We start from the raw sequence: 18,875 nt of genomic DNA on the forward strand, positions 1-18,875 counted from the left end.
AATCAATGAGGAAAAAAAGAGGTTTTGATCCTCCTCTTTCAAGGGGATAGAAATAAAAATATTCGTTGCTTCAAGCTATCGACTTGTTTGTGGTAGTAACTGATAACTGATAACTGGTAACTGGTAACGCCAAATGACACCTAATCCCCGTAAACGTTTTGCCCAACATTGGTTAAAGAGTGAAAAAGCTTTAGAACAAATTATTAAGGCTAGTGAACTTCAACAACAAGATAGTATCCTAGAAATTGGGCCAGGAACAGGAATTTTAACTCGTCGTTTATTACCAGAAGTTAAAAATGTTGTAGCTGTAGAATTAGATCGAGATTTGTGTCACGGTTTAGTTAAAAGTTTAGGTAAAATTGATCATTTTTTACTCTTACAAGGAGATATTTTAACCCTTGATGTAAAGAGTCAATTAATAAATTTTCCTCATTTTTTGCCTCCTAATAAAGTTGTTGCTAATATACCTTATAATATTACGGGGCCAATTCTAGAAAAATTACTAGGAAAAATTTCTCAACCCCGACACCATAATTATGATTTAATTGTTTTACTTGTTCAAAAAGAAGTAGCTCAACGTATTGTGTCTCAATCTGGTACTAAAACTTATGGAGCATTATCTGTTAGGATACAATATTTAGCCCATTGTGAGTATATTTGTGACGTTCCGAGTCAGGCTTTTTATCCCCCTCCTAAAGTTGATTCTGCTGTTATTCGGTTGCGTCCCCAAACCATTGCTAACCCTGCAATGAATCCTCAACAATTGGAAACTTTAGTCAAATTAGGGTTTTCTAGTCGTCGTAAAATGTTACATAATAATTTAAAAAGTATCATAGAAAGGGATAGTTTAACTTTAATTTTAGAACAATTAAATATTAATCCCCACGTCAGGGCAGAAGATCTAAGTCTTGAACAATGGATTATTTTGAGTAATTATTTATCGTGAAACAATCTTAATAAGTAGTCGGACATAAATTGTCTATGACATAAATATTTTTAAGTGTGAAAATTAATAAGATACAGCATAATTATCTGTAGGGACACGGCAATAGTAAATTAATGGTAAAATAACAATCTTATTAATGTCGTGTCCTCACCATTTGGTTTATTAAATAAATATTATTCTCCTAATTTTGTGCAGAATTAACCCAACTTTTCAGAGTAGTTACCACTTCTTCAATAGCAATTTCTTGAGACTTTTTCGTGCTACGTTCTACCACTTCTACCTTACCAGATTTAAGCGATCGCCCGGTCACAATTCGATAGGGAATGCCAATTAAATCAGCATCTTTAAATTTAACTCCTGCTCGTTCATCTCGATCATCTAATAAAGTTTCTACCCCTATTTTATTTAACTGAGTGTAGATATTTTCTGCTACTTCTATTTGTTCTTTATCACTGATATTAGGAATAATTATCACCACATGATAAGGCGCAATAGCTACAGGCCAAATAATGCCATCTTTATCATAAGATTGTTCTACGGCAGCTTGGGCCAAACGGGAAACACCAACCCCATAACATCCCATAATCATCGGGTTTTCTTCCCCCGCTTCATTAGTAAAAGTTGCCCCCATTGCTTGAGAATATTTAATCCCTAATTGAAAAATATGACCCACTTCAATTCCTCTGGCATTCTCTAATATTTGAGTAGGATCATGAATAGCGCGATCGCCAATAGTTGCCTTTCTGATATCAACAACTAAAGAAGGTAACTTAAACTCTTTATCCCAATTTGCCCCAACAACATGATAACCGTTTTCATTCGCTCCCGTGACAAAATTCTTTAATTCAACGGCAGTTTGATCCACTAAACGTAAGAATTTGGGTATAACATCTTTAACCTTATCAATATAACCATCTTCTAAGTCAGGAGCAATATAACCTAAAGGTAAAGGTTTAGCAGCCCATTTTTGCTGTTCTGTTTCATCAGGAACCCCTAAAACTAAAATGGTTTTAGCCTTATAATTAGGAGCTAATCTAACTAATTCATTAGTTAATTTAACTTCATTAACCACTTGATCGCCCCGAATACTGACTAAAACTAACACCATTTGTCCACTATCATAAACCACTTTATAGAGGACATTTTTAACAATATTAGTCGGAGAACATTGCAAAAACTTACACAACTTTTCAATAGTATCTGTTCCTGGAGTCTCTTTTTTTTCATACTTTTTAAAAGGAGATATTTCAGCATCAATAGGCAAAGAAACCGCCTTTTCTACATTCGCCGCGTACTTACCATCTTCCGTATAAAGAACCTCATCTTCCCCAGCTTCAGCTAAGATCATAAACTCTTGAGATGCTGACCCTCCAATAGCCCCAGAGTCAGCTTCTACCGCCCGAAAAGCCAAGCCACAACGACTAATAATGTTACGATAGGCTTTATCCATCGCCTCATAACTTTCTTGCAAACTTTCTTGAGAAGCATGAAAAGAATAGGCATCTTTCATAATAAATTCTCGACCCCGCATTAAGCCAAAACGAGGACGAATTTCATCTCTAAATTTAGTTTGAATTTGATATAAATTAACAGGTAATTGTCGATAGGAACGGATCATTTCTTTGGCCACTGTGGTGATCACTTCTTCATGAGTGGGGCCAAGACCTAATTCTCTCTCCTGTCTATCCGTCAGAGAAAACATGATTCCTTCTGCTTTAGTATAAGTATCCCATCTTCCTGACTCCTTCCATAAATCAGAGGGTTGTAACTGAGGTAGTAAACATTCTTGGCCCCCCGCAGTATTCATTTCTTCCCGTACAATTTGGGAAACCTTCTGCAATACCCGCCACATTAGAGGTAAATAAGCATAAATACCACTACCGATACGCCGGATGTATCCTCCCCGCAATAAGAGTTTATGACTAGGTATTTCTGCTTCGGCGGGATCTTCACGCAGAGTAACAAACAACATTTGAGACAGTCGCATTTGTGGTTTCCTTTAAGAGACAACCTCAGAGTGAATAAGGCAAGTCATGGTTTAGTTGATATCAATCCAGATACTACCTTCTTCTACCTTAACAGGAAATACAGGTAAGGGTTTTTCTTGGGAAATCATCCCCAGAACATTTCCTACAACTGGGGGCCAAGGTGTCCAGGTTTTAACCTCTCCCGTTGTCAAATCAAAAGCACTGCGGTGCATTGGACAAACAATTGCTCCATCCTCAGTAATTTTGCCTTTTTTTAGCGAAATTTTTAGATGAGGACATATATTATCGACTGCGTACAGCCGTCCTTGATGGTTTAGTAACAAAATATTACGATTACCGACTTTTACCACTTCACGGGAGTCAGGGGAAAGCGCATCAGCGGCCAAAACTTTTGTCCAACTCATTGTTAATCACTCTTAATTGACTTAATCTAGACATCGTGGTTCACTTTACCATTTTTTGTCGTTAGTCATACCGTTATACAAGAAAATTAACTTATCTTACAAATTCAAGTATTCCCTGATCTCCATCTAATCTTACTTGTATCCTAAGGGGTAAGACAGCATTAACCCCATCATGACCAAAAGGTAACTCAGAAACAATCGGAATATTTAGATCCCCTAAGCGATCGCGCAAAACTTCCTCCACTGTCCAACCAGAACTACCGGACGGAACTTGACAACGACTAAATCGCCCTAAAGCAACCCCTCTAACCCCATTAAATGCCCCCATTAAACGCCATTGAGTCAATAAACGGTCAATACGGTAGGGAGCCTCTCCCACGTCTTCTAGGGCTAAAATCGCCCCATCTAGAGCAGGTTGAACGGGCGTTCCCAACAAATGGGTAGCAACGGTCAAATTAGCTGGAAGTAACCAACCTGTTGTTTGGCCGCCTCCCCATCCTTGGCCCTGCAATGGGGCAAGAAAACGACCCTCTAAACAGTCGAATAAACGATCAATTGACCAAGCTGGTTCAGCAGATAAAGTAGTCAAAACAGGTGCATGAAGCCCTGACATACCAACTGTTGCTAAACGCCATAATAACCCCGTAATATCAGAAAACCCAATCACCCATTTAGGGGATATTTTACATATAGAAGGCCAGTCCCAATGCTCGAATAATCTAGCACTGCCATAACCCCCCCTTGTACAGAGAATAGCTTTACAATCAGGGTTTTCCCAAGCTTCTAATAATGCTTGTCGGCGTTGACTATCGGTTCCGGCTAAATAACCATAAACTGTCTGCCAATTACTCCCTAATTCTACTTGATATCCCCGCGATCGCCAAATTTCTAGCCCTTCTTCTAATGCCGAAAACTCTTTGAGCGCACCACTAGGAGCAATGACTTGTACCCTATCCCCTGGGGTCAAAAAAGGGGGAATTTTCCAAGAGGACATAATATTTTTGCACTGTGTTAATTAAGTCAAAATTGATCAAATTATCCAACCTTTTGACCTGTTTATCAGAAAATTTGGTTTTAAACCCCGTCCTTCTAGGACTGCTTTTCTTGGTTTTTGAGGTAAGATTTTAACACTTCTAATGGTGCACCTCCAACAGAAGAAACAAAGTAGCTAGGCGACCATAAAGCATCTTTTCCGTACGGTTTAGGAAAACCGTATTGTCCGTATCTACGACTAGAAACACCTTTTAAAGCATTTACGATTAAAGATATAGATAGCTTTGGCGGATATTCAATTAAGACATGAACATAGTCTGATTCCCCATTAAATTCTAGCACCATTATATTCATTTTTAATGCCACTTCTTTAAAAGATTTTTCAATCAATGCTAGACTTTCAGCCGTAAAAACCTTACTTCTGTACTTAGTAACACAGACCAAGTGAATCTTTAAATCTGAAACGCTGTGACGTTCTTTACGAAGATGGCTTGACATTTTAGTTGACCTAGATTAATATTCATCTACAGACCCATTTAGTATATCACATTAAATTAAGCTATCGCTATAGAATCTACCCGACAGACCAACATAAATAGCAGTTAGCCAAACTGTTCGGATGTTGCAGGATGTCAACAATTTTTAGATCTTCAAATTCAGATCTATCAAAAAATAGCTAAACATGGTATAATGAGAAGTTCGAGGTGAAAATTAGGGGAACAACCAAGACAATCCTTCCTCACCACCGAATCAATACTAACAATTGTCCTACTCACAAAGTAACAAATAACATGGTCAAACTACGCTTAAAACGATACGGCAAAAAAGGAGAAGTCAGCTATAGAATAGTAGCAATGAAAAGCTTAAGCCGTCGAGAAGGTCGTCCCTTAGAAGAATTAGGCTTTTATAATCCCAGAACCGACGAAACCCGTCTAAATGTGCCAGCAATCGTCAAACGACTCAAAGAAGGCGCACAACCCACAGAAACCGTGCGTAGCATTTTAAGAAAAGCTCAAGTATTTGAACAAGTCAATGCTTAAACCTAATTTTCTGTCTAACCAAGGGCATCATACCACCCCAGATTATTTGGGAATGGTAGAATTTTTGGTTAAACCCCTTTTAGACTCACCAGATTCCTTGACTATTGATTGTGAAAGGGCTAATAATAATCAACGGGCTTGGGTGCGAGTAGCGTTTGAAGAAACCGATAAAGGCCGTGTGTTTGGACGAGGAGGGCGTAATCTTCTGGCAATTCGCATAGTCCTAAGTATCGCGGCAGCAGAAGCAGGACAGTCTGTTCATTTAGATATTTATGAAGGAAACAGCGAAAATTTCCGCCCTAACCCTCGTAATAATTATGACAACGACCGTAAATTTGTCAAAAGAAGACCCCGTTCTGGCCCCCCTGAGGGGCCTAATCTTTCGGTTAAAAGTCGTTGGCAACAGTAACACTCTTTGAACCAAAAATCCCCGCCGTTCTACGGCGAGGGAGTGCCACAATTAATTAATGGCTGCTTCAGGGACAGGGTAAACGCTTACTTGTTTACGACTGCGGGTTTTGTGTTCAAAGGTCACAATACCATCAACCAAAGCAAACAGAGTATCATCATTGCCTCTACCTACATTATTCCCTGGATGAACTTTTGTTCCCCGTTGACGAATAAGAATATTCCCTGCTTTGACTACTTGTCCACCATAACGTTTAACACCGAGTCGCTGCGCTCTTGAATCACGACCGTTACGAGTACTACCAGTTCCTTTCTTATGTGCCATAGTTCCTTATTATCTGTTTCCTAATGTTCTATAGTCTATTGTAGGCTTATTCTTCTTCAGTGGAGGCCGTTGTTTCCTCCTCTGAAGCTTGTGTTGCTGCCATAGATACTCCATCTAATTCAGTTTCAGCAATGACTGAACCATCTACTTTAATAGCCGTAATCATTAATCGGGTCAATTCTTGGCGATGTCCCCGTTTTTTGCGGGTTTTCTTTTTAGGACGCATTTTATAGACAATAATCTTCCGTCCGCGTCGATGTTCAAGAATCAGTCCTTCAACAATTGCCCCTTCGATAAAAGGCTGTCCCACCGTAATCCCATCATCATGATTGATCAGTAGAACTTTATCAATGCTGTAAGGGCTGTCAGTCTCAACCCCAAGACGATCAACGTCGTAAAAACGGCCCGGTTCGACCCGAAGTTGTTTGCCTCCGGTTTCAATGATAGCGTAAGTCATAAAATTGTCCTTTGTTAGTTGCCGTACAGGTAGCAGAAATATTCAGGCTTCTAGCTTGATATCTGCTTTTGCCCATGTCTTAAACCTGATCCGAGCAGGAATCTGACACACAATCTATAATTATAGGGCATTTTTGTTATGCATGTCAAGATCCTAAATTCCAGAACAGTACTTGAGTTTTTTTGTGCCTGTGGTGATAACAAAATCTTATATATCGTAGGGTGGGTTAGACGCTGCTATGATTTTGATGAAAAACGCATAACTTTTAAGGCGCGTCGTAACCCACCATATTAAGTATTGTAGCTTATTAATATACATTTTATACCAAGATGCTCGGAGATCTAATCTATGTTTCGTCACCAAAATCTACATAAGTCATACCCGTTTTTTTATTTTTCAGCCATTTTCTGTATTTTTCATAGATTTCCTCTCCTGGAATAGCTTCCCCAAACTCTTTCGGTTGTTTATATTCTGTGGGGGGATGTTCTTGACGAATCCCCATAATAGCGTAGTAAGGTCTGAACCATTTACGCATAACCTTCATTAATTCGTCAAATTTGATGTAAGAAATAGAATATCGGTTAGAAAGGGCGATATATTGGATCATGCGAGTATAGGTTTCTGGGTTACTTTGGGAGTGTGAGAGTCCAATAATGCCTCGTAGTTTCTCAAAAACACTATAATTAACCATAACCAGAGCGACTAAACTCCTAAAATCTTGTAAATCGCTTTTTCCGAGATTTTGAATCATTTCTGATATGACTCGTAAGATAGAATAGTCAGCCAGTTGATAAGCTTTGAATAAACAGAGTAGTTTTAATCCTAATTCATGTTCTGAGAGTTTATCGAGGTGTTTAGCGTAAGATTGCAAGGCAATTTTACCCTCATCTGTTTTAACTTGGGGCAGAAGTTCGATGAGTTTTTCTTGAGTTTGCTGGCGAAAGGTAGCTGTATTTTCGTGATCTTCTAATAATTCTTGGACAAAATCGTAAAATTCCTGTTGTTTAGAACCTCGATATCTTAATTCTGTTTGGTCAATGGAGATAAAGCTATCTTTGGCCTCAATAGCTACCTGAAGCAGTCGCAAACTATCATAAATGCCTTTGTATTTATCAACGTTTTTAACTAACATATATTTAATCTTAACAAAGATTAAAAATTCTTCTTTACCAAACTTTTCATTATCAATCGCTTGGGCAGTTTTGGCAAAAACCCGCAGATCATTCATTTCTCGGTTATGCAAAACTAAGGCACTTTCGGAGACTTCAGTTTTACTTAATTTTCCCAATAAATCTTTTAGAATACTTTTTTCACCTACTACAGGGCGATTCCACCAAGGGACATCATTAGTCTTTGTTGTGATTTCTGGGGAAATTGAAGTTGTAATTTCAGTAAATTTATCCATAAAGTTTTTCCTGTACCATCCTAAAGCGTAATAAACTTGGTCAAATAAAAAAACACTTAAACTATTTGACAGCAGTTTAATGCTACATCTCTATGTTTCCCCAAAAGTCATCAGGACTAACAGGATAGGCAAATTTTGCGCAAAATATTGCTTAAAAAGCGATTGATGTATGATTAACTTTTTCTAGTGGCATGAATGCCAAAAAGTCCTATTACTAATAAGCTCATTACAGAACTAGGTTCAGGAACTTCAAGGGGGGGTTCTACAGAATTACCAAATTGAACTTCACCAATAATAGCGTTAGGAATAGTCTGATTATTATTGGCAAAATTAATACGGATTTCATTAAAGAGGATATCTTTAAATCCAAAGAAATTATTAGTTTGAGTAAAGTCAGTCATTGCTTGAAATGATTCGACGACTGAACCATTAAGTAAAGCGGTAAAGTTGGATATAGTGGGAGCAGTACTCATAGAAAAAGCGGCGGATGTTTGATCCTCAAGAAATTTAAGAGAAAACTCTGATAAAATAGAGGAGTTAGTGACTCCTCCTAGACCAAGATTCGGTAAAGGAGGATTTGAAGGTAAAGGAAATATAAAAAAAAGTCCTGGATCAAATTCCAATCCAAAATTAGCATATTCATTCGTTAGAAGATTTCCATCGTCAAAAATCGGGTCATCAAAAGTAATAGTTTTTTGAGGATTATTCAGCCCAAAGCTATTTTCAATGGTGGCTCCTTGGATTACTTCAATTTTCATTGCTCCACTCAGAACAAAAAAGCTTCCTAGAGTAATGATTAATGATTTTTTCATGATCTTTAAGGGAACTAAATATCAAGTTTAGGACTCAAGAGTTCTTCTTGCACCAAAATTCTATCTTTGTTTTTTGATAAAATTCACAAATTTGAGGGTAATTTTTGTGGTATTTTATAAACTTAAAAAACTTATTATTAAGAATTTTAAATCAAACTAAAGAAATGTATTTTATTGATTAATTATTCTTTATTAATAATTGAGAAAAGAAGTTAATTTAAGGTTTATTTTATAATTAAATGTGCCAAAAGACGATACTTTTGGCACAGAATAAATAATTATTGATTAATTGCTTGGTAAGCTTGTTGAATCTCCCGAATCGAAAAAAGAGGCTGAAAACTTAAGCTTTGAGACTGATAAAAAGCGGCCCCTCCTTGTTCACGATCAACTAGAGCGATAATTTGTTCTACTTGATAACCAACATTCCGTAATCGTTCTACGGCTAACATGGCGGACTTACCTGTAGTTACCACATCTTCTAAGACAACGACCTTAGCTTCTGGGGGTAAGGTGGGGCCTTCAATATAAGCTTGTGTGCCATGGCCTTTAGCTTCTTTACGAATAATTAAGGCATCTAGAGGACGATTTTCATAAGCAGACACTACACTAACGGCAGTAACGATGGGATCAGCCCCTAAAGTCAATCCTGCCACAGCTTGGGTATCTTTAGGTAAAAGAGATAGGAGTAAACGGCCAATGGCTAAAGAACCTTCGGCATTGAGAGTAACTTGTTTACCATTAATATAGTAAGAACTGGGTTGTCCAGAAGAGAGAATAAAATCTCCTTCTTGATAAGCACGCTTAACCAATAAATCGAGAAGATAAGAACGTAACATCGATAAATCAGCCGTAGAGACTGAAATAGCTGCTGGAGAAGAAGAAGTCATAGTGTTGAGAAAAACTCCGATTATTTCCTTAAGAAGCGGGGTATTTTTGCGGAAAATTCGCTAAAATACGGGTGGTTGCAGACCAGCAAAAATGAAGGGAAAACCCTTCACTTTTGCCCTATCTTAAATGCAAAAAGAGGACTCCCGCCACACCGACAGGTTAGCGGTGAGATGAATTTTTGCCAACGGCAGTTTCTCCTCCATTAAATCAATTAACCTGAGTTCGATATAACTGAAATAGCCAAAACCTTTGTCCAGCTTCGCTTAAGAGGTTTCATTGTCGGGTTGTTTCTGCTGCTTATTAAGAATATTCTCAATAAAGAATCAATAAAGCCCGCGATCGCGGGCTTTTTGTCATTAACTGAAACTAATTGACAATAGTAAACTAAGACTATTTGACTTGTAAGTATTCTTAGATATAAGTTTCAGATGTTCGCTTTATGTCGAACTCAGGTAATTAATAAATAACTCAATAAATTAGGTGCGTTACATTTCATTAACGCACCCTACAAGATCCGCGATCGCACTGTATATTATGATGTTAGGAAATAAAAGGATCATAGTTCAATTCCATTGATCCAAATTTCATACTCGCTTATATCAATTTCATCATTCCAAATGATTCCGCTACCTGATGGATCGAGTTGAAAGTTTTTAAAGAAAGCGTAATTTTTAAGGCTAGAAAATATCATTTTTTCTAGTAGCTTTTCACAGTTATATTTTCTAGCTTGATGATTAGAAAAATGCACTAATAAAGTGTAATTTTCAAAGATTTCTGCTGATGTGATTTTTGGGTAAAGCATTGTTTTATTTCAAAGGTGGTAATTTGTTGAATTCTTGAGTGTTCCACATTTTCAATAATTCTAGTTGATAGATTGTTGCCCATTCTACAACCATTTTTGTGGCTCTATTGGGTAAATCTCCTTCAATGATTTCTAAGGTTTCCAGGTTAAATAGGGCGTTATAGTCTCCATAAATCGCATGAAAATGGGGAGGTGGATGATCGGCAAAAAAGAGTTTAATGATAATTCCATAAAATCGAGTAATTTCTGGCATAAATCTATTTTTAGAGGTCTTTCTTTATGACCAAAATATTATAACAAAACTTACTGGGTTTCGTTCCTCAAACCAACCTACAAGATCCGCGTTGCCGAAGGCACTGCGAAGCAGACCGCACTACAATAGTTCTAGTAATATGTCATACTCTACGTGTGAACCAACCCAAAACTACTTGATTAACTATACCAATTACTTGAATTCTAGTTTCACCATAATTGCGTTTATCTTCTCTTTCTAGGCGGTTTGGGTCTAGAAAAATATTTTTTGCATCCTCAAAATCAATGTTATGTTTTATTAAATTTGAGGCAGCTTTATCTTTGTCCCATTCTATCTCCATACTACCGAAATTTTCTGTCTAGTCAATTAGTATAGGGCAAAAATCAGTTATTCAATATAGTATATATTTATGATTGTTGGGTTTCGTTCTTCAACCCAACCTGCACTCGTCCGCGATCGCTGTAGGGTGGATTAGCCTGCGCGTAATCCACCATTAAATCAATTAATGAATAACCCAATAAATTAGGTGCGTTACATTTCATTAACGCACCCTACAAGATCCGCGATCGCACTAAGGCAATTTCATCATTGACACCCCCTTGAATATAAATCGTTTTTAATTTGGAGTCATAACGAAAAATATTGATGAGTGGATAACCATTAGATAACCACTGAGAAAGAATAACAGCTTAAATAGATTGTGCTGAGGTTGGCAATTTATCAGACTCCTTATTTTAACAAAAATTATAACCTAATCAACTGATCCCATTATAGAAAAGTGCGATCGCACTTTATACCGCTTCAATATTTTCTTGAGCAAAATCGAGCATTCTTTGAGCTTTCTCTATAATATCTTGGGCTTTTTTTGAGGTAATATTCGGAGTAAGGCTATAGTCCGCATCTGTTGGTTGTTCCTGTGCGTCAATTAAATAACGGTGATATTCTACAGGCAGGCGTTTTGTTTTGATAAAGGTTTTGCCAAAGGCAGCAATAACGGCTGAATGGCTGAAAAAAGTTAAGTTTTCTCCTAATAGAAATGCTTGTGCAATATAAAACATTGAATAATAAGCTCTTGCGGTTGCAAAGGCGAGTAAGTTGTTATTGGCTAATAATTGTGCAGCCTGTAAACTTTCTCTAGCTTTTTCTAATAACTGTTGTTGTTCAATTTTCATAAAATAATTCCCTCTCGCTCAATATTTAGGAGCAATGGACTTTTTTCTTGGTTAAATTGAGCTTCACTAACATAAACACAACTAATTAGCACTTCATATTCTAAACACAAATCAGAGATAAGATTAATGATTTCCTGATGTTGCTCATCGTTAATCAGCTTATCTTTTAAAATCACTAAAATATCAATATCTGATTCAGGTTTGGCTTGTCGTTTCGCTTGGGAGCCAAAGAGAATTAATTTAACTAATTGCTCTTGATAAATATTTTTGATTTGTTGTTTAAATTTTTCTAGAATTTCGGGAAGGTGAGGATGTTGTTTAGAAAAACTAAGATTTTGAATTAAGGAAGTATCCATGATAAATTTGTTTTTTGTTAATTAAAATTCTAAATCGAGTATTTTATCTATTGCGTTGGGTTTCGTTCCTCAACCCACCCTACAGCGATCGCTGTAGGGTGGATTAGCCTACGCGTAATCCACCATTAAATCAATTAATGAATAACCATAAATTAGGTGCGTTACATTTCATTAACGCACCCTACAAGGTCGGCGATCGCTAATGTTTTGCTATTTTTTCCATGAAAATTCGTTCTTGTTCCTCCAAGGGTATATCTTTGGAATATATTACAGGATTTGGATCTCGCTTTAATAATTCTGCTAATGCTTCACTAAATTTCTCATCATCACTGCGATTTTTAGATAAATATTGTTTTAATTCTGTTACGGTCATTTGAGTTAGATCAACCATTAGAAAAACCTCCAGTTTCCATCAGAATAAATTACTAATGCAATTTCATCATTGACACCCCCTTGAATATAAATCGTTTTTAATTTAGAGTCATAACGAAAAATATTGATGGGTTGATAACTATTAGATAACCACTGACAAAGAATAACATCTTGAATAGATTGTGCTGAGGTTGGCAATTTATCATAACTCCCTATTTTAACAAAAATTATAACCTAATCAACTGATCGCTGTAGGGTGGATTAGCAAAGCGTAATCCACCATTAAATTAATTAATGAATAACCATAAATTAGGTGCGTTACATTTCATTAACGCACCCTACAAGATCCGCATCATTCGGCAACGCCAGATATTTATTCGCCACCAAGAAAGAACTGACCAACTTTCACTGCACCGTTGACTATGTTTTGAACCCTTCGCGCCCTTCTATCCTCTTCAAGCTTGTTGTCCAATGCACGTTGCTGTGACAACAAATTTGCATTTTGTTGATGAAGCGAACGATTTTGATCCTCCAGATCCCTCGTTCGAGAACTCAAACCTACTAGCAGTACCAACATAAATACCAAAATAACTATTACAATGCTAAAACCATAAAGAAAACCATTTTCAGAAATATGCAAAGAGGCATCAAGCCAATGAATAAAAGTTATTGCAGCACCAAAAAGCCAACGCAATGATTTAGCTAACCAGTGATAAATTTCGACAGAAATAGTAGCAAGAGCTACAAGAAGCAAATATATAAGAGAAGCAATAATTTGAATGAAAATGATTGCCCAGTTGAGTAATGTATTCATCGCATTACCCAACGATTCCAGAAAAGTATTGGTGAGACTTGTCAATGTTTGCATATGCTTCCACCAGATTGTTGTGTTCCTTAGCTATATATATAAATGAGTATTCAGAATTTTTACCCTTCTAGCACAAAATATTGACTTTTCGCCACTAAAAACTTGATCCCTTAATTAAGTGTTACAACGATCAAAAAATAATTTGACCCCTACCCCAAAATCAATCCCGACTAAATTTATCGGGTATATTTGACGCGCATTTTTGACCGTGTTACTATCCAAGAAGATTGACAAAGAACCATCGAGTACCCAACTATGACCCAGGCAACCCAAACTCAAACAGGTTTTACCCCGACGTTTACTCACCTCGTATCTAAAGAAGGTGGCGTTAAATATCCCCTCAAAGCCCTTCATGTCTGTGAAGAAACCTTTTCACCCCTAGAAGTCGCTTATGACTACGATGCCATTCGTCGTCAAGTAACCCGTGAAACTATTTCTACGGGCCCCAACTCAATCTGGCGTTATAAAGCATTTTTGCCCGTAGAAAGCGAAAATCCTATTGATGTTGGCACAGGGATGACCCCTCTCGTTAAATCTAACCGTCTCGCCCGTCGCCTGGGTCTAAAGAATCTCTACATCAAAAATGATGCGGTTAATATGCCTACCCTTAGTTTTAAGGATAGAGTCGTCTCCGTTGCTTTGACTCGCGCTAAAGAATTAGGATTTACCACCGTTTCTTGTGCTAGTACCGGAAATTTAGCCAATTCTACCGCTGCTATTGCCGCTTACGCAGGTTTAGACTGTTGTGTGTTCATTCCTGCTGATTTAGAAGCCGGAAAGGTATTAGGAACCCTCATCTATAATCCTACTGTAATGGCGGTTAAAGGCAACTACGACCAAGTAAACCGTCTCTGTTGTGAAGTAGGAAATACTTACGGATGGGGCTTTGTTAACATTAATCTACGTCCCTATTATTCTGAAGGTTCCAAGACATTAGGGTTTGAGGTAGCAGAACAGTTAGGCTGGAAATTACCTGACCATATTGTGGCCCCCTTAGCCTCTGGTTCTCTCTACACCAAGATTTATAAAGGCTTCCAAGAATTTGTTAAAGTCGGATTAGTGGAAGATAAAGCTGTTCGTTTTAGTGGCGCACAAGCAGAAGGATGTTCTCCTATTGCCACAGCTTTCAGAGAAGGACGGGATTTTGTCACACCTGTTAAACCTGATACTATTGCTAAGTCTATCGCTATTGGTAATCCGGCTGATGGTTATTATGCCTTAGATATTGCTCGTAAAACTAACGGCAATATTGAAAGTGTCAATGATGCAGAAATTATCGAAGGCATCAAATTATTAGCGGAAACTGAAGGCATTTTCACCGAAACTGCAGGCGGAACAACTGTTGCAGTGTTGAAGAAATTAGTAGAAGCGGGAAAAATTGATCCTGAAGAAACTACGGTAGTTTATATCACCGGCAATGGATTAAAAACTCAAGAAGCGGTACAAGGTTATATTGGAGAACCTTTATTTATTGAACCCAAACTTGACAGTTTTGAACGTGCTTTAGAACGGTCACGCACCCTAGAACGTCTCGAATGGCAACAAGTTCTAGTCTAGTTTAAGGTAGGGCTATTTCATCAGATGCTGACACCTTAAAAGGTGCAGCTACTAAAACAAAGCCCACCTTCGTGGGCTAATAGATGAAAAGTCTACGACGGTAGACTTCGTTTATCTAGCTTCAACGTTTAGGTTGAAGGCATAGTCGTTAGGGTTTCTTAAGGAAAACTTTAACTCTAACGGCTGAAATTTTCCCTAATATTTTCGATAATTGATTATTATCCGTTTGTTATTCAATCATTATGGCTGTTAAAGTATTAATCCCCACTCCTCTGCAAAAATACACTGAGAATAAAGCTACTTGTGAATGTAGCGCGAATAATTTCACCGAATTACTTGAGTCTCTTGAAGTGACTTTTCCAGGGATAAAAGACCGTTTATGTGATGAAACAGGTTCTCCCCGTCGCTTCCTCAATTTTTACGTCAACAGTGAAGATATTCGCTTTTTAGATAATACTAACACTGCCCTAAAAGATGGGGATGAAGTGAGTATTGTTCCTGCGGTGGCCGGGGGTTAAAATCACAACTACCGGGTCTATTTTTTAGTTTTTCTTTGTCAATGTGAATGGTTTTAGGGTAGAGTGAGTTTACCCTAAACTTTTTCTATGGGATTTATCAAGGTTTCTCACGTTTTAACCGTTTTAGTTCCTCTTGTAAATATTCTAGCTGTTTTTGTAGATCATCTACATTTTCAGACTGAGGAGAGTTAGATTCCTCCTCATCCTCTGAGATGATTTCAATACGACGGGGTTCCTTTGTTTCAGAGGTATTAGAAGTTGTAGGAGGGTTTTGTTGTGCTTGTTGAATTAAGTCATCAACATATTTTCGCGCTTCTTCAGCAGTCATTTCTCCCCGTGCTACCATTTCATCAGCGAGTTTTTGCCCTTGCGCCCTTATCTCTTGCAGGGTAACTCCAGCCTTTTCTGTTGCATAAGAAGCTATTCCCACTCCTAGATAAAGTGCTTTTTGAACCAGATCACCTAAACTAGGCATATTTAGATATCTTCCTTTAATTGATTTGCTATCTTTAGTTTTAACAAATTTTGACTTTTATCGGGGTCAAGTACCGTTGACCCCTAGAGGTTTTTGAGATACAGAATATTTATTTAATAACGTTTTCGACTATTTTTTCGCTTATTAGTCTGTTTTTTAGCGTCTTTTTTTTTATTTTTATTCTGAGAACGTTTCAGCCAAGTTCCCACATGATCACTGATAGAATGACTCATAGCTCCTAATTCTAAACCAATAAAAAGTGCGATCGCTTGGTCAAAATATTGATTTAAGAACAAAGACAGGGTATTATCTCTAAAATTTTGCCAATTCCAAGTAAATACTCCTAAAAGTTGTGAGATAGCTAAAATGGGAATAGCAGCCAAACTCAGAATAGTACCTAGATATAGTAAGCGTAAAATTGTGCCAATAAGGAACCCGTGAGATAAAAAAGACCGATGTTTGAGGTGAGACTGATAAGGAAGCCAAAGCCAACGGAATATCCCCCAACGTTTATACTGAATTGAGTAAATATCCAAATCAGGGCCAAACATCAATCCACTAAAAAAATAACCTCCCGTTACTATGACGGTTAAATCTGGCTGATGGGTGAATAAATAGGCTAATCCAGCTATCAGGGGTAAACTTAAGTAAGTAATGCGATCATGGGTACGGCCAGACGGCATAAAAAAAGTTTTGATTTTTTAAGAAAGGTATGTTATGATAGTAAAGCATAAGTTGGGGCGATTAGCTCAGCGGTAGAGCGCCTGCCTTACAAGCAGGACGTCACTGGTTCAAATCCAGTATCGCCCATTATAACCTTGATTAGCTATTAAAAAACTGGGCCAATTCCTCTATTATTTAAGATCAAGTGCAATATAAATGAGTGATATGGAAGACTGGCCAAAGGACTTGATAGAATGGGTAGAAACGGTAACAGTTGCGGTTGAAGATTTCTTCGAGGAAGTCAGCCACATAGCTGAAGAAGTGGCCGAAGATATCCAAGATGAAATTGTAAGAGATATTGAGCAATTTTTAGAAGTTGTTTTTGACCCTATTATTGAGATTTCTATCGAAGAAGAAAGGATTTTTTGGGATGGGGAAACATTTGATCCTGATTCGATGCTTTCTCCTAAACTTGATCCCACTTCTAATGTTCATCCGGCCTGTCAAGGGTGTTGTCACTATCACGGACATATTTATGGCAGAAGTCTATTAGTTTGTGCTATGCACCCTCATGGTTGGGATGACCTTCATTGTCCTGACTGGGAAAAGTAAAAACTCTATAATATTTTTCAAAAATCAAATTAAATGGTGGGGTTTTTACTTAAACTCCACCACTTCTGAACACTGTGTTACACATCAATATCAGAATCACTTTTTACAATGAACAATTATCCATTGTCAATTATTCATTATCCATTTTCTTACATTTCATCCACTGGTTTATGATAGGGTTCACATTCATAGGGTTGTACCCCAATATCTTTATAGTCATCTTTAGCTGGACTAAAAATCCGCGCAAACCCTTCAGTAAAATATTGAATGACACCTTGCAACATTTGGTTAATATTCATAACACCTGCCTCTAACTCTATTTAAAGTTTCTTGAGCAATTTTTAAGGTCTTAACTTGAGAGAAACTTAATCTTCCCTTCTGATCTGATTATCTGATCATTTATCCTTCGTTAGCTCGCTTTGATATAAATCTTGAATTTTCTTTGTAATACTTTGCTTAAAATCGGTTTATTGTTACTTTTTATAAAGTAATGTGTCTTTTAGGATAACATTTGCTTGATCCCTTCTCTACTATTACCACATTTTAACCAAAGATTTAGCTCTTGAATGCTAAATTCGTGATTTTTCAACACCCCAGACAATTTTTATAGACTATACCAAGTTGAACGTCCTTTTCCGTGTCGGGTTAATTGTTTTTGTTGACATAATTCATTCAGTCTCGCTTTAATGGTACTACGGCTTTCTGACGTATAATCCTCTATTTCTCTTGTGGTAATTCTACCCTGTTCTTTCACTAATTCTAAAATTTTTACAGATAACTCAGGGAAAGCCATTGGAAAGATTAATTCCCTTTCTAATTTTTTCTCTAATCGATCTTTTTGTCGTTTCAGTGAGCGCAAAAAAAATAACAACCAAGGGGTATAATTAGGAGAGTCGGTTTTAAAACTTTTTTGAGTTTGTCTTAAAGCGAGGTAGTAACTCTCTTTATTCTCTTCAATAATGGTTTCTAGGGAACTATAAGGTACATAAGTATAGCCTGTTTTTAATAATAACCAAGTCGTAACAATGCGAGAAATCCTTCCATTTCCATCTTGAAAGGGATGAATAGCCAGAAATTGAACAACAAAAATTCCGATGATTATTAGCGGATGAATCTGTTTTTCTTCAATGGCATTACGAGTCCAAATTATCAATGACTCCATTAATAATGGGGTGTCAAAAGTGGAAGCCGTTTCTAAGATAATCCCTAAACTTTTTCCTTCTTGATTAAAGGCTTCAATATGATTCTCAATAGATTTATAATTTCCTCTGTGTCTTTCATCTTTATCGCTATATTTTAGTAAAATAGAATGGAGTTGTTTAAGATAATTTTCCGTAATTGGAATCGTTTCCCAACTATTAAATAATATTTCCATAACTTCTGCATAGCCAGCCACTTCTTGTTCATCTCGACTGGTAAACTGATCTGGATCTAGGTTACTTAATAAGGTTTCAATAGCCGCGATCGCTTAACTTAACCCCTTCAAAGGGATATAAAACGTTTATTTTTGTTCAGGTACTTAATGTGTTGGGTTTCGTTCCTCAACCCAACCTACTTTGTT

Annotated in this window: 29 protein-coding genes and 1 tRNA gene; 7 read left to right on the plus strand and 23 right to left on the minus strand. The window is 37.1% G+C overall.

Annotated elements, in window-relative coordinates; translation table 11 throughout:
* Positions 1-133: 133 nt before the first annotated feature.
* Complete coding sequence (gene rsmA / locus AsFPU1_RS15670) at positions 134-946, plus strand: 16S rRNA (adenine(1518)-N(6)/adenine(1519)-N(6))-dimethyltransferase RsmA (RefSeq protein WP_124972509.1); 813 nt, start codon at positions 134-136, stop codon at positions 944-946.
* Positions 947-1,127: 181 nt separating this feature from the next.
* Here the strand turns inward: rsmA and proS are convergent, their stop codons facing one another.
* The 4 genes from proS to tnpA form a co-directional block, all read right to left on the minus strand.
* Entirely contained in the window at positions 1,128-2,933 is a 1,806-nt protein-coding gene (gene proS, locus AsFPU1_RS15675) for a proline--tRNA ligase (RefSeq protein WP_124972507.1), read from the minus strand.
* Positions 2,934-2,984: 51 nt separating this feature from the next.
* The gene (locus AsFPU1_RS15680; RefSeq protein ID WP_124972504.1) at positions 2,985-3,338 is read right to left on the minus strand and encodes a Rieske (2Fe-2S) protein; all 354 of its coding nucleotides are present in this window, start codon (positions 3,336-3,338) and stop codon (positions 2,985-2,987) included.
* Between the two features lie 91 nt (positions 3,339-3,429).
* A complete protein-coding gene (locus tag AsFPU1_RS15685; RefSeq protein ID WP_124972502.1) occupies positions 3,430-4,332 on the minus strand; it encodes a S66 peptidase family protein in 903 nt (300 codons plus the stop codon).
* Positions 4,333-4,427: 95 nt separating this feature from the next.
* Positions 4,428-4,829 carry an IS200/IS605 family transposase gene (tnpA, locus tag AsFPU1_RS15690; protein WP_124972501.1) on the minus strand — a complete coding sequence of 134 codons (402 nt, stop codon included), beginning with the start codon at positions 4,827-4,829 and terminating at the stop codon, positions 4,428-4,430.
* Positions 4,830-5,122: 293 nt separating this feature from the next.
* Between tnpA and rpsP the strand changes: the two genes are divergently transcribed.
* Both rpsP and AsFPU1_RS15700 read left to right on the plus strand, forming a co-directional pair.
* The gene (rpsP, locus tag AsFPU1_RS15695; protein ID WP_124972499.1) at positions 5,123-5,371 is read left to right on the plus strand and encodes a 30S ribosomal protein S16; all 249 of its coding nucleotides are present in this window, start codon (positions 5,123-5,125) and stop codon (positions 5,369-5,371) included.
* Positions 5,364-5,780 carry a KH domain-containing protein gene (locus AsFPU1_RS15700; protein ID WP_124972497.1) on the plus strand — a complete coding sequence of 139 codons (417 nt, stop codon included), beginning with the start codon at positions 5,364-5,366 and terminating at the stop codon, positions 5,778-5,780. Before rpsP ends, AsFPU1_RS15700 begins: the two co-directional genes overlap by 8 nt.
* Before the next feature lie 51 nt (positions 5,781-5,831).
* Here AsFPU1_RS15700 and rpmA read toward each other — a convergent pair whose 3' ends face one another.
* The 15 genes from rpmA to AsFPU1_RS15765 all read right to left on the minus strand — a co-directional run bounded on the left by rpmA (position 5,832) and on the right by AsFPU1_RS15765 (position 13,489).
* Complete coding sequence (gene rpmA / locus AsFPU1_RS15705; RefSeq protein WP_124972495.1) at positions 5,832-6,104, minus strand: 50S ribosomal protein L27; 273 nt, start codon at positions 6,102-6,104, stop codon at positions 5,832-5,834.
* Positions 6,105-6,150: 46 nt separating this feature from the next.
* On the minus strand, positions 6,151-6,561 hold the full coding sequence (rplU, locus tag AsFPU1_RS15710; RefSeq protein ID WP_124972493.1) for a 50S ribosomal protein L21: 411 nt from the start codon (positions 6,559-6,561) through the stop codon (positions 6,151-6,153).
* A 346-nt stretch (positions 6,562-6,907) separates the two neighbouring features.
* Positions 6,908-7,966 carry a hypothetical protein gene (locus AsFPU1_RS15715; protein WP_124972491.1) on the minus strand — a complete coding sequence of 353 codons (1,059 nt, stop codon included), beginning with the start codon at positions 7,964-7,966 and terminating at the stop codon, positions 6,908-6,910.
* A gap of 173 nt (positions 7,967-8,139) precedes the next feature.
* A complete protein-coding gene (locus tag AsFPU1_RS15720) occupies positions 8,140-8,778 on the minus strand; it encodes a PEP-CTERM sorting domain-containing protein (protein ID WP_124972489.1) in 639 nt (212 codons plus the stop codon).
* Positions 8,779-9,056: 278 nt separating this feature from the next.
* Positions 9,057-9,665 (minus strand): orotate phosphoribosyltransferase, encoded by a 609-nt coding sequence (gene pyrE, locus AsFPU1_RS15725; RefSeq protein WP_124972487.1) that lies wholly within the window; start codon positions 9,663-9,665, stop codon positions 9,057-9,059.
* A gap of 557 nt (positions 9,666-10,222) precedes the next feature.
* Positions 10,223-10,468: a DUF2442 domain-containing protein gene (locus AsFPU1_RS15730; protein WP_124972485.1), complete on the minus strand. Its 246-nt coding sequence runs from the start codon at positions 10,466-10,468 to the stop codon at positions 10,223-10,225.
* Positions 10,469-10,472: 4 nt separating this feature from the next.
* Positions 10,473-10,721 (minus strand): DUF4160 domain-containing protein, encoded by a 249-nt coding sequence (locus AsFPU1_RS15735; protein WP_124972483.1) that lies wholly within the window; start codon positions 10,719-10,721, stop codon positions 10,473-10,475.
* A 142-nt stretch (positions 10,722-10,863) separates the two neighbouring features.
* Positions 10,864-11,061, minus strand: coding sequence for a BrnT family toxin (locus tag AsFPU1_RS15740; RefSeq protein ID WP_227873401.1), 198 nt, complete (start codon positions 11,059-11,061; stop codon positions 10,864-10,866).
* A gap of 67 nt (positions 11,062-11,128) precedes the next feature.
* Entirely contained in the window at positions 11,129-11,263 is a 135-nt protein-coding gene (locus AsFPU1_RS23335; protein ID WP_265415808.1) for a hypothetical protein, read from the minus strand.
* Positions 11,264-11,272: 9 nt separating this feature from the next.
* Positions 11,273-11,404: a DUF6888 family protein gene (locus AsFPU1_RS23585; protein WP_438357503.1), complete on the minus strand. Its 132-nt coding sequence runs from the start codon at positions 11,402-11,404 to the stop codon at positions 11,273-11,275.
* 108 nt (positions 11,405-11,512) lie between these two features.
* Positions 11,513-11,893, minus strand: coding sequence for a HEPN domain-containing protein (locus AsFPU1_RS15745; RefSeq protein WP_124972481.1), 381 nt, complete (start codon positions 11,891-11,893; stop codon positions 11,513-11,515).
* Complete coding sequence (locus AsFPU1_RS15750) at positions 11,890-12,249, minus strand: nucleotidyltransferase domain-containing protein (protein WP_124972479.1); 360 nt, start codon at positions 12,247-12,249, stop codon at positions 11,890-11,892. The genes AsFPU1_RS15745 and AsFPU1_RS15750 overlap by 4 nt, the downstream gene beginning before the upstream one ends.
* A 199-nt stretch (positions 12,250-12,448) precedes the next feature.
* Positions 12,449-12,640: a DUF6887 family protein gene (locus AsFPU1_RS15755; protein WP_124972477.1), complete on the minus strand. Its 192-nt coding sequence runs from the start codon at positions 12,638-12,640 to the stop codon at positions 12,449-12,451.
* Positions 12,640-12,819, minus strand: coding sequence for a DUF6888 family protein (locus AsFPU1_RS15760; protein ID WP_124972475.1), 180 nt, complete (start codon positions 12,817-12,819; stop codon positions 12,640-12,642). The genes AsFPU1_RS15755 and AsFPU1_RS15760 overlap by 1 nt, the downstream gene beginning before the upstream one ends.
* A gap of 175 nt (positions 12,820-12,994) precedes the next feature.
* Positions 12,995-13,489 carry a hypothetical protein gene (locus AsFPU1_RS15765; protein ID WP_124972473.1) on the minus strand — a complete coding sequence of 165 codons (495 nt, stop codon included), beginning with the start codon at positions 13,487-13,489 and terminating at the stop codon, positions 12,995-12,997.
* Positions 13,490-13,744: 255 nt separating this feature from the next.
* Between AsFPU1_RS15765 and thrC the strand changes: the two genes are divergently transcribed.
* Both thrC and AsFPU1_RS15775 read left to right on the plus strand, forming a co-directional pair.
* Entirely contained in the window at positions 13,745-15,046 is a 1,302-nt protein-coding gene (gene thrC, locus AsFPU1_RS15770) for a threonine synthase (protein ID WP_124972471.1), read from the plus strand.
* A gap of 242 nt (positions 15,047-15,288) precedes the next feature.
* Positions 15,289-15,564, plus strand: a complete 276-nt coding sequence (locus AsFPU1_RS15775; protein WP_124972469.1) for a MoaD/ThiS family protein — start codon at positions 15,289-15,291, stop codon at positions 15,562-15,564.
* A gap of 97 nt (positions 15,565-15,661) precedes the next feature.
* Here AsFPU1_RS15775 and AsFPU1_RS15780 read toward each other — a convergent pair whose 3' ends face one another.
* On the minus strand, positions 15,662-16,039 hold the full coding sequence (locus AsFPU1_RS15780) for a phasin family protein (RefSeq protein WP_124972467.1): 378 nt from the start codon (positions 16,037-16,039) through the stop codon (positions 15,662-15,664).
* 113 nt (positions 16,040-16,152) lie between these two features.
* Positions 16,153-16,722: a metal-binding protein gene (locus tag AsFPU1_RS15785; protein WP_124972465.1), complete on the minus strand. Its 570-nt coding sequence runs from the start codon at positions 16,720-16,722 to the stop codon at positions 16,153-16,155.
* A gap of 55 nt (positions 16,723-16,777) precedes the next feature.
* On the opposite strand from AsFPU1_RS15785, the gene AsFPU1_RS15790 reads away from it, so the two are divergent.
* Together AsFPU1_RS15790 and AsFPU1_RS15795 are read left to right on the plus strand one after the other, a co-directional pair.
* Positions 16,778-16,849: transfer RNA gene (locus AsFPU1_RS15790), tRNA-Val, on the plus strand.
* Between the two features lie 69 nt (positions 16,850-16,918).
* On the plus strand, positions 16,919-17,314 hold the full coding sequence (locus AsFPU1_RS15795; protein WP_227873400.1) for a hypothetical protein: 396 nt from the start codon (positions 16,919-16,921) through the stop codon (positions 17,312-17,314).
* 149 nt (positions 17,315-17,463) lie between these two features.
* On the opposite strand, the gene AsFPU1_RS15800 is transcribed toward AsFPU1_RS15795, so the two are convergent.
* Together AsFPU1_RS15800 and AsFPU1_RS15805 are read right to left on the minus strand one after the other, a co-directional pair.
* The gene (locus AsFPU1_RS15800) at positions 17,464-17,613 is read right to left on the minus strand and encodes an isochorismate synthase (protein ID WP_124972453.1); all 150 of its coding nucleotides are present in this window, start codon (positions 17,611-17,613) and stop codon (positions 17,464-17,466) included.
* Between the two features lie 305 nt (positions 17,614-17,918).
* Positions 17,919-18,710, minus strand: a complete 792-nt coding sequence (locus AsFPU1_RS15805; RefSeq protein WP_227873399.1) for a Fic family protein — start codon at positions 18,708-18,710, stop codon at positions 17,919-17,921.
* Positions 18,711-18,875: the final 165 nt, after the last annotated feature.

The organism is Aphanothece sacrum FPU1, assembly GCF_003864295.1.
Classification (GTDB): Bacteria; Cyanobacteriota; Cyanobacteriia; order Cyanobacteriales; family Microcystaceae; genus Aphanothece_B; species Aphanothece_B sacrum.